Annotated in this window: 19 protein-coding genes; 7 read left to right on the top strand and 12 right to left on the bottom strand. The window is 65.1% G+C overall.

Annotation, left to right across the window (positions count from 1 at the left end):
* Together G3N94_RS34460 and ada are read right to left on the bottom strand one after the other, a co-directional pair.
* The coding region (locus tag G3N94_RS34460; protein ID WP_277398590.1) for an AlkA N-terminal domain-containing protein at positions 1–401 on the bottom strand (401 nt) is incomplete at its 3' end.
* Positions 398–1,492, bottom strand: a complete 1,095-nt coding sequence (ada, locus tag G3N94_RS34455) for a bifunctional DNA-binding transcriptional regulator/O6-methylguanine-DNA methyltransferase Ada (protein ID WP_205798379.1) — start codon at positions 1,490–1,492, stop codon at positions 398–400. The genes G3N94_RS34460 and ada, both read right to left, overlap by 4 nt.
* 410 nt (positions 1,493–1,902) lie before the next feature.
* On the opposite strand from ada, the gene G3N94_RS34450 reads away from it, so the two are divergent.
* Positions 1,903–2,316 (top strand): VOC family protein, encoded by a 414-nt coding sequence (locus G3N94_RS34450; protein ID WP_205798377.1) that lies wholly within the window; start codon positions 1,903–1,905, stop codon positions 2,314–2,316.
* Positions 2,317–2,344: 28 nt separating this feature from the next.
* Here the strand turns inward: G3N94_RS34450 and G3N94_RS34445 are convergent, their stop codons facing one another.
* From G3N94_RS34445 to speG, 3 genes are all read right to left on the bottom strand, one after another.
* Positions 2,345–2,899: a YaeQ family protein gene (locus G3N94_RS34445; protein ID WP_205798375.1), complete on the bottom strand. Its 555-nt coding sequence runs from the start codon at positions 2,897–2,899 to the stop codon at positions 2,345–2,347.
* Positions 2,900–3,111: 212 nt separating this feature from the next.
* A complete protein-coding gene (locus G3N94_RS34440) occupies positions 3,112–3,459 on the bottom strand; it encodes a hypothetical protein (protein WP_205798373.1) in 348 nt (115 codons plus the stop codon).
* Between the two features lie 475 nt (positions 3,460–3,934).
* Entirely contained in the window at positions 3,935–4,477 is a 543-nt protein-coding gene (gene speG, locus G3N94_RS34435; protein ID WP_205798371.1) for a spermidine N1-acetyltransferase, read from the bottom strand.
* 155 nt (positions 4,478–4,632) lie between these two features.
* Between speG and G3N94_RS34430 the strand changes: the two genes are divergently transcribed.
* The 4 genes from G3N94_RS34430 to G3N94_RS43045 all read left to right on the top strand — a co-directional run bounded on the left by G3N94_RS34430 (position 4,633) and on the right by G3N94_RS43045 (position 6,791).
* Complete coding sequence (locus G3N94_RS34430) at positions 4,633–4,803, top strand: hypothetical protein (RefSeq protein WP_205798369.1); 171 nt, start codon at positions 4,633–4,635, stop codon at positions 4,801–4,803.
* A gap of 15 nt (positions 4,804–4,818) precedes the next feature.
* Complete coding sequence (locus G3N94_RS34425; protein ID WP_205798367.1) at positions 4,819–5,067, top strand: DUF2795 domain-containing protein; 249 nt, start codon at positions 4,819–4,821, stop codon at positions 5,065–5,067.
* A gap of 109 nt (positions 5,068–5,176) precedes the next feature.
* Positions 5,177–6,532 carry a sensor domain-containing diguanylate cyclase gene (locus G3N94_RS34420; RefSeq protein WP_205798365.1) on the top strand — a complete coding sequence of 452 codons (1,356 nt, stop codon included), beginning with the start codon at positions 5,177–5,179 and terminating at the stop codon, positions 6,530–6,532.
* 136 nt (positions 6,533–6,668) lie between these two features.
* Entirely contained in the window at positions 6,669–6,791 is a 123-nt protein-coding gene (locus tag G3N94_RS43045; RefSeq protein ID WP_260463940.1) for a hypothetical protein, read from the top strand.
* Positions 6,792–7,019: 228 nt separating this feature from the next.
* Here the strand turns inward: G3N94_RS43045 and G3N94_RS34415 are convergent, their stop codons facing one another.
* The 3 genes from G3N94_RS34415 to mnmE form a co-directional block, all read right to left on the bottom strand.
* Entirely contained in the window at positions 7,020–7,601 is a 582-nt protein-coding gene (locus G3N94_RS34415; RefSeq protein ID WP_241022236.1) for a hypothetical protein, read from the bottom strand.
* A gap of 381 nt (positions 7,602–7,982) precedes the next feature.
* Positions 7,983–8,342 (bottom strand): BRO family protein, encoded by a 360-nt coding sequence (locus G3N94_RS34410; protein ID WP_205798361.1) that lies wholly within the window; start codon positions 8,340–8,342, stop codon positions 7,983–7,985.
* A 188-nt stretch (positions 8,343–8,530) separates the two neighbouring features.
* Entirely contained in the window at positions 8,531–9,925 is a 1,395-nt protein-coding gene (mnmE, locus tag G3N94_RS34405; RefSeq protein WP_205798359.1) for a tRNA uridine-5-carboxymethylaminomethyl(34) synthesis GTPase MnmE, read from the bottom strand.
* Between the two features lie 332 nt (positions 9,926–10,257).
* Here mnmE and G3N94_RS34400 point away from each other — a divergent pair, with 332 nt between their 5' ends.
* On the top strand, positions 10,258–10,680 hold the full coding sequence (locus tag G3N94_RS34400; protein ID WP_205798357.1) for a helix-turn-helix transcriptional regulator: 423 nt from the start codon (positions 10,258–10,260) through the stop codon (positions 10,678–10,680).
* 134 nt (positions 10,681–10,814) lie between these two features.
* Here G3N94_RS34400 and yidC read toward each other — a convergent pair whose 3' ends face one another.
* The 4 genes from yidC to rpmH form a co-directional block, all read right to left on the bottom strand.
* Positions 10,815–12,491, bottom strand: a complete 1,677-nt coding sequence (gene yidC / locus G3N94_RS34395; protein ID WP_205798355.1) for a membrane protein insertase YidC — start codon at positions 12,489–12,491, stop codon at positions 10,815–10,817.
* Between the two features lie 8 nt (positions 12,492–12,499).
* A complete protein-coding gene (gene yidD / locus G3N94_RS34390; protein WP_124600788.1) occupies positions 12,500–12,766 on the bottom strand; it encodes a membrane protein insertion efficiency factor YidD in 267 nt (88 codons plus the stop codon).
* A gap of 76 nt (positions 12,767–12,842) precedes the next feature.
* Positions 12,843–13,304 carry a ribonuclease P protein component gene (gene rnpA, locus G3N94_RS34385; RefSeq protein ID WP_205798353.1) on the bottom strand — a complete coding sequence of 154 codons (462 nt, stop codon included), beginning with the start codon at positions 13,302–13,304 and terminating at the stop codon, positions 12,843–12,845.
* A gap of 15 nt (positions 13,305–13,319) precedes the next feature.
* The gene (gene rpmH / locus G3N94_RS34380; protein ID WP_004198824.1) at positions 13,320–13,454 is read right to left on the bottom strand and encodes a 50S ribosomal protein L34; all 135 of its coding nucleotides are present in this window, start codon (positions 13,452–13,454) and stop codon (positions 13,320–13,322) included.
* Positions 13,455–13,873: 419 nt separating this feature from the next.
* On the opposite strand from rpmH, the gene G3N94_RS34375 reads away from it, so the two are divergent.
* On the top strand, positions 13,874–14,082 hold a 209-nt coding region (locus G3N94_RS34375; RefSeq protein WP_277398589.1), incomplete at its 3' end, for a DnaA N-terminal domain-containing protein.

The following is a 14,082-nucleotide window of genomic DNA, read 5'->3' as shown; positions in this document are numbered from 1 at the left end:
TGTACCGACCCCCTTTCCCTCCACGACCCCCTTCCGATCTGTGCGAGCTCGCCGCCGATCGCGGCCGGGTCCGCACGCAGGTCGAACATCGACGCGAGCCGCGCGGCGAACGCGTCGTCGACGTGGCGCGCGGCCGGGCCGTCGACGGTGGCGACGAGGCAATGTTTGCGCGGATGCCGCTCGACGGTGAGCCGTCCCGGCGCGCCATGCAGGTCGACGATCCGGCGATACACGCCGTCCGCAACCTGCTCGACGCCGGGAATTGCACGCCCGCTGAAGAAGCGCAGCACGCGCGCCCAGTCATAGGGCGCCTTGAAGCGCAGCTCGAGCTGCGCGGTTGTTGGCACGGATATCGGCGCGGCATCGCCGGCCGACGTTGTCGTTGTGTTCTTGATGCTCAAGCTGCGCTGTCCTCCTCAATGGCCACTGCCGTTTCGTCATCGTGCGCATGGCGCGCCTCGGCCGCCAGCAGCGTCGCCTTGCGGCGCACGCCCCAGCGATAGCCCGCGAGCGCGCCGCCCTTCTGCACGACCCGGTGACACGGGATCGCGAGCGCGACCGGATTCGACGCGCACGCCGACGCAACCGCCCGCACCGCGCGCGGCGAGCCGAGCGCTTCCGCGATCTCCGAGTAGCTACGCGTCTCGCCGTACGGGATGTGGGTCAGCGCTTCCCATACGCGCTGCTGGAATGCGGTCGGCGCGATATCGAGCGGCAGCTCGAAGGTGCGGCGCGTGCCGTCGAGATACGCGCCGATCTGCGCGACGAACGGCGCGAGCCGCGCCGGCGACTCGACCAGCTCGGCACGCGCGAACGCGTCCGTCAGCGCGGCGACCAGCGACGCTGCATCATCGCCGAACGCGATCCGGCAGATCCCCTGCTCGGTCGCGGCGACGAGCACCGTGCCAAGCGCCGTCGGCGCGGTCGCATAGTCGATCCGCAGCCCGGCGCCATGGCGACGAAACGCGGACGGCGTCATCCCCAGCTCGCGCGGCACCGACGCATAGAGCCGTGACGGCGAATTGAAGCCCGCGTCGACAGCCGCCTGCGTGACCGGCTGCCCGCTTTGCAGCGCGTGCCGCAGCGCGGCACCCCGCTGCGCGGCCTGGTACTGGCGCGGCGACACGCCGACCACGCGCTTGAACAGCCGCTGCAGGTGGAACGGGCTCACGTGGACCGCATCGCTCAATTGCTGCAGCGTAAGTCGCTCGGAATGCGCGTCGAGCACCGCGCACGCGCGATTGACGATGTCGAGTTCGCGCGGCAGCCCCTCTGGCTGGCAGCGCTTGCAGGGCCGGAACCCGGCTGCGCGCGCGGCGGCCGGATCGTCGAAGAATGCGACGTGTTCGCGCCGCGGCAGACGCGACGCGCAGGTCGGGCGGCAGAACACGCCGGTCGTGCGCACCGCATAGAAGAACGCGCCGTCCGCATGCGGATCGCGGGCGGTTACGGCATTCCAGCGGGCGTCGTCGGTCGGATAGGCGGTTTTCATCGGAACCTCGCACTCTCAGTGTAGACGGTGCCTACTCTAGCCAGCCGCATGCACCGTCGCGCCCTGAATCTTGCTCTGTGATTCCCGCCCGGTGATCGGGGGCACATCGAAAAAATCGGCCGAACGGACGGACGGCGATCCGGTTTTCATCGAATCGCCACATTCATGTTGCAGTGCGGCTGCGACAAATCGCCGTCCTGACGTTTTTTTACACAAATAATATTGCGTCGCACAATGGCCGTGTGTATAGTTGGAACTGTCTCCTCCATGTCTCCTCCTGATATGGATTAAGCCCGTTCCTTGTGAACGGGCTTTTTTTCGTCCGTCGATCGCGCCGTGTTTGCGCGGGCGCCGGCGGCGGCGCCGTGGTCTACACTCGATGAACCCTGCCTGCGAAGGAGCGTTCGTCCATGAAACCGACCATCCGCGCGATCGATCACGTCGTGCTGCGCGTGACCGACATGGCCACGATGACGCGCTTTTACTGCGACGCCGTCGGCTGTCACGTGGAAAAGGAACAACCCGATCTCGGCCTCGTGCAGTTGCGCGCGGGCGATGCGCTGATCGACCTGCTCGCCGTCGGCGGCAAGATCGACCGGCCCGACAGCGGCCCGCCCGGCGCGGGGCGCAATCTCGATCATCTGTGCCTGCGCGTCGAGCCGTTCGATCCGCACGCGCTCGCCGCGCACCTGAGCGCACACGGCGCGCAGCCTGGCGGCGTCGAGGAGCGCTACGGCGCCGGCGGCTACGGCCCGTCGATCTACCTGTTCGATCCCGAAGGCAACATGCTGGAGTTCAAGGGGCCGCCGGCCGAGATCCGGTGAGCGCGGCCGGCACGTGCCGGCGCGTGCATCATGCGCCGGCGCGCGCCTTGACGACGGTCCATTCGACGGCAACCGGATCGTGATCCGCACTCGAGATCCATGCGGCGCCGTCCTGCACCGTGCACTGCAGGCGCATCGTGCGCTCGGCGAGCCGCCCGAGCGCCGTCGCGACGCCGTCGGCGAGCGACAGCACCTGTACGTTGCGCAACCGCTCGACCTTGCTGCGCACGCCCTGCCACCAGATATCCGACGTCTTGCCGCCGTACGTGATCACCGTCACCTGCCCGGCACGGCCGGCCGCTTTCGAGATGCGCCGCTCGTCGGGCTGGCCGACGTCGATCCACACGTCGATCGCGCCCGTCAGGTCCTTCTGCCAGAGATCGGGCTCGTCGGTGTCCGACAGCCCCTTGCAGAACTCGAGCCGCTCGTGCGCGAACAGCGCGAACGCGGCGATCCGCACCATCATCCGCTCGTCGGTTTCCGACGGATGGCACGCGACCGTCAGTGAGTGATCGGCGTAGTAATGCCGATCCATGTCGGCGATTTGCAGTTCGGCTTTGAAGATCGTGGATTTGAGCGCCATGCGGGAAGTGCCCGGGCGGGCATCGGTTCAGGTCGGGCCGTGATGATACCGAAAGCCCGGCGTCCGAAGCGTGACGCGCACAGCAGAACGGCCCGGCGTGCGGCCGCCGGGCCGTGTTCGATTCGCGGCGCAGGCAGCGCCGGCACACGCCAGGCGCCGCTGCGACGGCGCGTTAATGCGTTGTAGTGCGTTGTTACTGCGTGGCTGTTGCGTTATTGCTTGACGAAGCGGGAATCGGTCCACAGCCCTTGCTGGTCGCTGTTGTCGGCGCTGACGAACTGTACGTCGCCCTGCTCGACCGACACCACGCGGAACCGCTGGCCTTCCGGCACCGACAGGCAACGGTAGTCGTCGAAGTATTGCTGCTTCGCCTGCGACTGGCCGTCACGCTCGTGATTCAGTACGGAATCCAGATTATCTTTCGACAGACAGCCCCATGCGTTCTTCGTCATCTGGATTTCCTGCTTCGGCTGCACGGCCGAATCGCCGCCGGCCTGGGCAATGGACACCACGGCAAAGGCGCCGACGAGCGCGAGAAAAACACTGGTTCGCTTCATCATTTTCTGTCTCCGTGCTCGCGGGCACCGGGCTGGGATTAGCTATGCGTTTAAAGGTGATCGTGAACCCACGTTTTTCAATTTAGGTGACCGGCAAACGATAGCAAGCACATTTGTTGTGCGATCGCAATAGCGGCGAATTGTCGCACCCTGCGCGCCGCACCTTTTGGCGCGCCGTCGCATGGATCAGAAAAATAGACACGTCACGCGCGAACTCGCGACGACGGCCGCAAAGCCCTGCCCTACAAGGCTTTCACCGAATCGCCACGGTGCCGGATGAACGGTTTGGATAATCCATTTCGCTATCCGGACGAATTTGATGCATCGCACATAAAGTCATCCGAAACATCATCGGCTTTACTGCAATGCGTCACGCTTTTAAGCGAAAACAAGAAAAATGCCAGGTCCACGAATACCTGGCATTTACCCGTATTTCGCGGCGGGCGCCGCCGCCCGCCACTGCGCGTCGCGGAATGCGTCAGCCCGCGCGCTGCCGCTCGAAATAATCGCGCTGGAACAGGCACATCCGGTATGCGTTGTGATACGTGCCGTTGCCGAAGAATTCCTCGATCAATTCTGCTTCGTGCTGGAACCCGCATTTTTCATAAATATGGATCGCCGCCGCGTTGGACGTATCCACGATCAGGTACAGCTTGCGCAGGTTCAGCACCTTGAACGCATATTCGATCGCGCGACGCGTCGCCTGCCCCGCATAGCCGCGGCCCTGGCAATGCGGCGCGATGATGATCTGGAATTCGCCGCGGCGGTGGATGTAGTCGAGCTCGATCAGTTCGACGAGCCCGACGAGCTCGTGTTGCGAGTCGACCGCGACGAAGCGGCGCTCGCGCTGGTCGTGCACGTGTCGGTCATACAGTTGCGACAGTTCGGCAAAGGTTTCGTAGGGCTCCTCGAACCAGTAGCGCATGATCTTCGCGTCGTTGTTCAGTTCGTGGACGAACCGCAGGTCCTGGCGCTCGAGCGGCCTAAGCGCGAGCGTATTCGTATCGTTTTGTTGTGACATCGTAAGGGTCCTAGGGTTGCGCGCAGCGGGGCGCGGGGCGACCCTGTCGGGCACTGCCCCGGTTGCGCCCCGCGTGCGCGGCAAGAAAATGAACGTGGGCGAAGTTGAGAGCCTAGAATGGGAACAGGGTTCCTGCCACCTTCAGGGAGGCAATCGTGCTCGAGCAAGTGATACTCGGTGTTTTCCTGGTGCTGCCGCTCGTGATCGTGGCCGTGCTGTTTTCCGATGAACTGTGGCAGGAACACCGGCGTCAGCATCCACGTGACGAGAACGCGCCGCACATCGACTGGAAGCATCCGTGGCGCCGGGTACGGCGCGGACATTGAACGGTTTGCGCCAACATGAACGCCCCCCCATCCTCCCGGAAGCCGGATATCCCGCACGAAACGATCGATCTGCAGATTGCCGACGTGCTCGCGGCCGTCCGCTACCCCGCGAACAAGGATACGATCGTCGACGCCGCGCGCGATGCGGGCGCAAGCAACGAAGTGCTGACGATGCTCGACGGGCTGCCCGAGCAGGACTACGCGGACATCGACGCGGTCACGCGCTGGGTGGCCGGCAACTACGGCCCGGGGCTCGGCATTTGAGCGCGCACCCATAACGCGATAGGATCAGTCGCACCGGTTGCGCGCGACCGGGATACACATCGCCCGACGTTTCGGCCGGGCGCTTGCGCAGGCACGCCTCGGAGACCTCATGGAAGGCATCCTGATCCAGCACACCACACGCCGGCAATTCTGGTTCGGCGCGCTGACGGCGCTCGCGATCCTGGTTGCGCTCGGCATCGCCGCGCCGCGCGCGAATCTCGCGCTGCCGACGGTCGAACCGTTCATGCCGATGTGCGCGCTGACCGTGTTCAGCACCGCCAGCATCGCGGCTTTCTTCCTCGGCGCGCAATTCACCGTCACACGCCAGCCGGTGCTCGGTGCGCTCGGCGGCGCCTATGCATTCACCGCGCTCGCTGTCGCGTTGCAGCTGCTGACGTTTCCCGGCGTCTTCGCGCCGCACGGCCTGTTCGGTGCGCTGCCGCAGAGCGCCGCGTGGATGTGGATCTTCTGGCATGGCGGTTTTCCGTGCTTCGTGATGCTCGCGCTGTTCGCGCGCAAGCGGATGGGCCGCTCGCCGATCAGCGCGCACCGCACACACTGGTGGACGATCGCGTTCGTCGGCGGCCCTGCCGCCGCCGCCGCGTTGCTGTGCGTGCTCGCGCTGAACGTGCACCTGCCGCCCGCGTTCAGTGCGCCGGGCGCGGCGGCCGTGATCCCGATCAACCCGATCGCGCTCGTCGTATGGGCGCTCAACGTGATCGCGCTTGCCGCCGTGCTGCTCACCGGCCGGCTGCGTACGACGCTCGACCTGTGGCTCGCGATCGCCGTGCTCGCGTGCCTCACCGACACGACGCTGAACCTGCTGAGCACGAACCGCTTCACGCTCGGCTGGTATCTCGCGCGCGTGTTCAGCATGTTCACGCCCGGCGTGCTCGTCTGCGTGCTCGCATGGGAAGTGACGATGCTCTATCAGCGCCTCTTCGAAGCGCACGCGACGCTGATCCGCTCGTCCGCCCGCGACGGCCTGACGGGCGTCTACAACCGCAGCCACTTCAACGATCACTTCCACCTGCTGTTCCTGCAGGCTCGGCGGCAAGGCGAGCCACTGTCGCTGCTGATGGTCGACGTCGATCACTTCAAGGCGTACAACGACGCATTCGGCCACGTGAAGGGCGATGCGTGCCTGATCGCGGTCGCGAACGCGCTGAGGGCCGTCGTGCGTCGGCCCGCGGATCTCGTCGCGCGTTACGGCGGCGAGGAGTTCGCGATCGTGCTGCCGAACACGAGCGCACGCGGTGCGCGGCTCGTCGCGGAAGAGGCACGCGAGGCCGTGCTGCGGCTCAACCTGCCGACTAATGCACCGTCCGGGCGCGTGTCCGTCAGCGTCGGTTGCGCGACCGCGTCGCCCGACGAACTGTCGATGCCCGATGCGCTGATCGAAGCCGCCGACGCCGCGCTGTATCGCGCGAAAGATGCGGGTCGCAACCGCATCATGGCGGTTTGATACGCGCGTTCGATCCGATGTGTTTACCGGAATAATCCGCCGTTACGCAATGCACGGTTGAGAAACGATTCCTTACAGCCGCCGCCAGGGGCGCTCGATATGCTGGGCGCATCTTGAACCTGAGCAGGTGAGCGCCATGAAAACCCTGTTGTTGATTGTCGGCGTCGCCGCGTTGCTGAGCGGCTGTATCGTTGCGCCGTATGACGGTTACTACGGTGACGGGTATTACCATCACCATCATCATCGCGATTGGGATTGACGGCGGTAGATGTTGCACGTAGCGGCGTGGCCGCTGACGTGCCGGGGAGGGCTGGCGATGGTCAGGACGACGCGATATCGGCGATGCGTCGCCATTGATACCGTTCACTGACTCGCCGCCGCGACGCCCGCTTTTTCGGCAACGGGCATCCCCCGCATGCAACGATGCAGCACACACGTGCTGCCTGTGACGCCCGCCGCTTCATGCGTCACACACGAATGTCATTGTTCAAAGCGGGTGCGCCGGCTCCGCATGAGCGAGAAACACCTGCAACGCAGCGAGCGTTTCCTGGTGAAGATGCTCGAGGCGTGCGTCCTTTGCCGGATCATCGACCGCATGGCCGCGCAGATCGTGCCCATACGGTTCGCCCAGCAAGTCGGCCATGTCGAGCTGAAAGTAACTGCTGTTCCCGTATGGGCGCTTGCCGTCGATCATCGGCATCGGCCACAAGTCGCCCTCCCCCAGCACGTCGTCGATGCTGTTGGCATCGACCGTCCACCAGACGGCCGCCCGCAGCAGCGTGAGATGCTCGGCCCGCAATTCGAACCGGCCCGATGCGTCGACGCCGCTGTGCGGAAAGTCGAACAGCTTGCGCAGCTCGGCCGGGATCACGTATTGCCCGGGCGCGACGCTGCCGACGCGCTGTACGAATTCGGGCACGAGAATGCCGAGTTCGGCGAGGGTCCGGATGGCCAGCGCTTCGTCGTCGGTTCCCAGCGCGGCCTTCGCGTTGGCGACTGCCGTTCCTGTTCCGATCAGCGGACGCTGCGGATCGATGCACGGCGCGCCGGATTCGACCGTCAGCCACATCACGCGCAGCTTCCGGATCAAGGCCAGATGGCGCGACGACAATTTCGGGGGCGATGCATTGGCGGCGCACACCGCGCGAATGATCGCGTTACGATCGGCGGGTTGTCCGGACTTGTGCGTGCGCAACACGGCACCAATGGCGCAGGCGGAAAACGCGGCCAGTGCAGTGAGAAGATGTCGGCGGGAAATTGCCATGCGCTAGCGGCCGTATCGGGTTGGGGCAATTCGCTGGGGCGCCGGTGCGGGTGTTCCCGACGGCGAAAGGCAGCGAAATCGTGCGCATCACGACGGCCTGCGCCGATGCGTGGCTTCGACCGCCTGCTGCAGAATGATCGGTGGAATGTAGCACCCGGCGCAGAGGCGAGCCATCTGACAAGGCTGTCAGGTGCGCAGTGGTTCGCGGTTGGGTGCTGGACGGGGACCGGGGATGAGATCATCGCCGACGAACCAGATCCGGAAGCAGGCGTAGCGGGACAGGCGCACGTCATCGATCGAGCGTTGCGCGCCGGAACCAACCCCGACCATTTTGCGCACGTCCGCAAAATGGTCTTCCACCTGCATCCCACTTTGGCGGCAGGCTTCCCGTGCTTTATCCAGCACCGGCAGGAAGTTGCGCCATTGCGGGTAGTCGAGCAGTGGCGCGAGGTCTCGCGCAAACCAGAATTCGGAGTTGTCGTCGAGTTGCTTGGTGCTCTCGAAAGTCCGATGGTGAAGCGCTTCAATCCGCTTGCTGTTTTGCACCTATGCCTCCCTCGTAGGGGAGCCGCTACCGGGGAATTGGCAGCAGATGGGGGACATTGTCGGACCGAATGCTGTTTTTTCGTGCAGGTTGTTTCAGCCCGCCACCGCGCCAAACTTCCCGATCACGACCTTACGGCCCTCATCGATCTGAGCCTCCACGAACTCAGCCCACAGCGCCAGCAGACCCCTCACTTCCCAATACAAAACCTGCTGAAAATCACCCCCAGCAGATCATCCGAAGTGAATTCCCCGGTAATCGAATTGAGCTGATCCTGCGCGAGCCGCAGTTCTTCCGCAAACAGATCGAGCGACTGCGCGCGCTGTTCCGCGTGATCGGCCGCCTGCGCAAGATGCTCCTGCGCCGCACGCAATGCGATCAGGTGCCGCTCGCGAGCCAGATACACGCCTTCCGCCCCCGCCTGCCACCCGGCAATCCGCAGCAACTCCGCACGCAGCAGGTCGATCCCGTCCCCGCGCTTCGCTGACAGATGCACTTCGGTGAGATCGCCCGCCGCCGCCGGATGCTCGACCGTCGCCGGCACGCCGGTCAGGTCCGTCTTGTTCAGCACGCGCACGACCGGCACATCCGCCGGAAAACGCCCGGCGATCGCTTCGTCGTCAGCCGTCATCCCGCTGCGCGAATCGAGCAGATGCAGCACCACATCCGCGCGCTCGATCTCGCTCCACGTGCGCGCGATGCCGATCCGCTCGACCTCGTCCTCGGTCTCGCGCAAGCCCGCGGTATCGATGATGTGCAGCGGAATCCCTTCGACCTGGATCGTCTGCGCGACCTTGTCGCGCGTCGTGCCGGCAATCGGCGTGACGATCGCGAGCTCGGCACCCGCGAGCGCGTTCAGCAGCGACGACTTGCCGACGTTCGGCTGCCCCGCGAGCACCACCGACAAACCCTCGCGCAGCAACGCACCCTGCCGCGCATCGCCGAGCACGTGCGCGAGCTGCTCGCGAATCCGCGCGAGCTTGCCGCGCGCATCCGCCGCCTCGAGAAAATCGATCTCCTCTTCCGGGAAGTCGAGCGTCGCCTCGACCAGCATCCGCAGCGTGATCACGTCGTCGACGAGCGTGTGGATCTGCCGCGAGAACGCGCCGTCGAGCGAACGCCCGGCCGAGCGCGCGGCCGCCTCGGTGCTCGCCTCGATCAGGTCGGCAACCGCCTCGGCCTGCGCGAGATCGAGCTTGTCGTTCAGGAACGCGCGCCGCGTGAATTCGCCGGGCTCCGCGAGCCGCAGCCCGAAGCCGCGCCCCGCATCGAGGCAGCGCTGCAGCAGCAGCTGCATCACGATCGGCCCGCCGTGGCCCTGCAGTTCGAGCACATGCTCGCCCGTATACGAATGCGGCGCCGGGAAATACAGCGCGATGCCGCGATCGAGCGGCGCGCCATGTTCGTCGACGAACGGCACGTAGCTCGCATGCCGCGGCGCAAGCCGCTGCCCGCACAGCGCGTCGATCAGCGGCAGCGCCGCCGCCTCGCCGCCCCGCCCGAACGACACACGGACGACGCCGATCCCGCCCCGGCCGGCAGCGGTGGCAATGGCGACGATCGGATCGGAATCGGTAGCAAGCATGGCAATCGGAAGAATCAGGCAGTCATTCGGCACACCCGCGCAACCGCGCAGGCATCGGGACGCCGGCATTGTAGCGTGACCGCGCCCCCGTCACCGCGCGCCCCGCAGGATTCGGACATGCCCGAATTTATCCCGCTCGCGATAAGATAAATCCTATATCTATCAGGGCGCGCTGAGGCAGTTTCGTACATGTACGTCCGCCCGGCCCGACCGATGCACCGTCCCATCGATTCGCGACAAATCCGTGGGTTAGCCCGGGACGAATCCAATTGAGATATGTTTATCTCGATTGGTTGTCTGACAGGTGTCGGCTGAAATGCACAATCTCCCCCATGCCGACACCCGAAGAAAAAGCGGCGTTCACCGAACGTCTGAAATTCGCCTTGTTGCGCAGCCCCGAGAAAATCACGGGCGCGACGGAGCTGGCGTTGCATTTCAATCTCCGCCATCACGGCGAGCAGCCGGTGTCGCCGCAGACCGCGCACAAATGGCTGACGGGACGCACGATCCCGACGCCGGACAAGCTGCGCACGCTCGCGGACTGGCTTCGCGTCGATCTCCACTGGCTGCACTACGGCCCGCCGCCGAATGCCTCGGCGCGTTCGACGCCGCAACCGCTGCCGCGCGACGAGCGCTATCCGCCGACACCCGAGACAATCGAGCTCGCGTCGAAGATCGAGGCGCTGTCGCCGCATCACCGCTACCTCGTGCAGGAACTGATCGAGCAGTTCTACGGCGATTCGTCGAAGCCCTGAGCGCCGCGCCGGTGGCGCGACGATCCACCACACCAACGAAAAAGCCGCATGACCCGAAGGCCATGCGGCTTTTCTTTCACCATCGCGACCGGCGCTTGCGGGCGGCGTACTGCCGCCCCAACACCGACCAAGCGTCAGGCAGGTTTCTTCTTGACCCCGCCGAGCTTGCGCGTGATGTAGTACTGCTGCGCGATCGACAGCACGTTGTTCACGACGTAGTACAGCACGAGGCCCGCCGGGAAGAAGAAGAACATCACCGAGAACGCGATCGGCATGAACATCATCATCTTCGCCTGGACCGGATCCGGCGGCGTCGGGTTCAGTCGGGTCTGCAAGAACATCGACACGGCCATCAACACCGGCAGGATGAAGAACGGATCGCGCTGCGACAGGTCGGTAATCCACAGAATCCACGGCGCGCCGCGCATTTCGACCGACGCGAGCAGCACCCAGTACAGCGAGATGAACACCGGGATCTGGATCACGACCGGCAGGCAGCCGCCGAACGGATTGACCTTCTCGGTCTTGTACAGCTCCATCAGCGCGGCATTCATCTTCTGCGGATCGCTCTTGAAGCGTTCGCGCAGCGCCTGCATGCGCGGCGTGATTTCCTTCATGCGCGCCATCGACTTGTAGCTCGCGGCCGACAGCGGGAAGAACACGGCCTTGATCAGCAGTGTCAGCAGCACGATCGCCCAGCCCCAGTTGCCGACGAAGCCGTGGATCTTCTCGAGCAGCCAGAACAGCGGCTTCGCGATGATCGTCACCCAGCCGTAGTCCTTCACGAGCTCGAGGCCCGGCGCGATGCCTTCCAGCATCCGCTCTTCTTCCGGACCCGCGAACAGGCGCGCCGACACGTCGGCCGACTGGCCCGGCGCGATCGTGCCTGCCGGCTGCTTCACGCCGACGCGGTACAGCGTCGGGTCGAACTTCTCCGCGTAGATGTCGCGCTTCACGCCCTGCTGCGGAATCCATGCCGACGCGAAGTAGTGCTGCACCATCGCGACCCAGCCGTTGTCGGCGGAATTCACGTAGTCGGCCTTGTTCTTGTCGAGGTCGCTGAACGTGATCTTCTGGAAGTGCTTGTCCGACGTGTAGACCGCCGGCCCAAGGAACGTATGCGAGAACATCGGCGTCTCGACCGCCGTGTTGTCACGCACGAGTTCCATGTAGACCGTCGGCGACACCGGCGCGGTGCCGACGTTGTCGATCTTCGTATCGACGCCGATCACGTAGCTGCCGCGCGTGAACGTGTACGTCTTCACGACCTTCACGCCACCCTTCACCGGCGATTCGAACGACAGCTTCAGCGCGTTCTGGTCGCCCGCAAGCGTCGCCGTGCCCGCGTTGAGCTGCGTGTAGACGTCGTTGTGGTTCGGGAAGTCGCCGCCGAGCAGGCCCGTGCGCGCGAGATACGTGTGGCCGGCCGTGTGGTCGAACAGCGTGATGTACAGGTCCGGCTGCTTGCCGTCGCCCTGCTTCTTCAGCACGAGCTTCGCGAGCGTGCCGCCGCGCGTGTCGATCTCGCCGTCATACACATCGGTCGAGAACTTCACGAGCTGCGCCTGGGCGGCCGGCGCCGTCGTCGCGGGTGCGGTGCCGTCAGCGGCAGGCACGCCGCCGGCAGCGGTCGTTGTCGTTCCGGTGCCGGTCGCGCCGGTGCCCGATGCGCCGCCCGCGACGGCAGGTGCCGACTGCGTGGTGTTCGGGAAGAACATCGACGGGCGTCCATGGGACCGCTGCCAGTTGTCATAAAGCATGACAGCTGACATGAAGAAGATCACCCATAGGACGGTGCGTTTGATATCCATGCGTTGTCTCAGAGTCGATGGGACCGCGCTTCGGCCTGGCCGCGAGCGCGTGTGTCGGAGGTGGGCGGCGGAACGAGGTCGATGCCGCCCGCGGAAAACGGGTGACATCGGCACACGCGCCTGACGGCGAGATACGCGCCGCGCGCGGCGCCATGATACTGGATTGCTTCGCGCGCGTAATCCGAACAGGAAGGATAAAAACGGCAACGGTTGCCGAGCAGCGGACTCACGGCAACCTTGTAGAAACGCAGCAACGCGATCAGAACCGTTTGCATACCAGGGGCGACGCCGTTCAGCGCCGCTTCAAAGCCGGCCGCGCAGGCGCGAACGCCGCCGCGGCGGGCGGGTGCGTCACTCGGACGCGGGCTTCGACGCGCGACGGACGATCTCCCGGGCTGCCCGGTCGAGCAGCTCGCGGATCTCGGCCGCGCACATCGCCGCGAGCGGGGCGGAAGCCGCGCTCGGCAGCGCTTTCTTGTCGAAGCGCGTGTGCTGGCGCAGCAGCAGGTCGTAACCGGCGAACTCGGCCCGGCGCAGGCGAAATGCATCGCGTGCGAGCCGCTTCACGAGGTTGCGCGTCACTGCGCGCGGCGCATACTTCTTGCCGACCACGAGCCCCAGACGCGCGGGCTGGCCGGTCGGCTTGCCGTAAATCACGAAGTGCGCGGAGCGCCGCCACGGGCGCAAACGAAAAACGGATGAAAATTCATCCGTTTTCAGAAGTCGCGCAGCTTTGGGAAAGGCGGCTTTCGTCTGCAACGGATTCGCACCCGGCTCGACGGCCCCTCCCGCATCACTGCGGACGGCGGTCACAGCGCGCAACCCGCGTTAGATCGCGAGGCGCTTGCGGCCCTTCGCGCGGCGAGCGTTGATGACCTTGCGGCCACCTGCCGTCTTCATGCGGACACGGAAGCCATGGGTGCGCTTGCGGCGCGTCACGGACGGTTGGTAAGTACGTTTCATGATGCTCTCACTTGTTCGAGAATGTCGAAATTCAGGGGACCGCGTGCCCTTACACAAGAGGCCTTCGGGCGAACGCAATCGCCGGAAATGCAGGATTGGTTTTCGCGGAACCCGCTATTTAAACCGTTTTTCTCTTGACGGTCAACAGTTTAGAAGCTATCGCGGCGCGCCGGTACGCCGCGATCCGGCCCCGCGACCCACAGCAAGGCCCTGTGGATAACTCCCGCTGTGGCCACTTTTGCGGGTAGAATCTCGCCTTATCTCCAAGAATCCCGCACGCCGCTTCGGCGCTCGCCTGCCTCCCGCTACTGTGACGCAGGCGTCCGAAGCACGCTCGTACGACCGCTTCGGGCCTTGTTGCGCAACCGCGACAAGGGCGACGGCGAGCCGTCGTGCACGCAAAAAACGACAGTGAATTGATGAACGATTTCTGGCAACACTGTTCCGCACTGCTGGAGCGCGAGCTGACGCCCCAGCAGTACGTGACGTGGATCAAACCCTTGGCCCCGGTGGCCTTCGATGCGACGGCGAACACGCTGTCCATCGCCGCGCCGAACCGCTTCAAGCTGGATTGGGTCAAGAGCCAGTTCTCGGGCCGGATCTCCGATCTGGCCCGCGATTTCTGGCA

Source organism: Burkholderia sp. Ac-20353, from assembly GCF_017104785.1.
In the GTDB taxonomy this organism is placed as follows: Bacteria; Pseudomonadota; Gammaproteobacteria; order Burkholderiales; family Burkholderiaceae; genus Burkholderia.
This window is presented reverse-complemented; position numbering and strand designations above follow the sequence as displayed.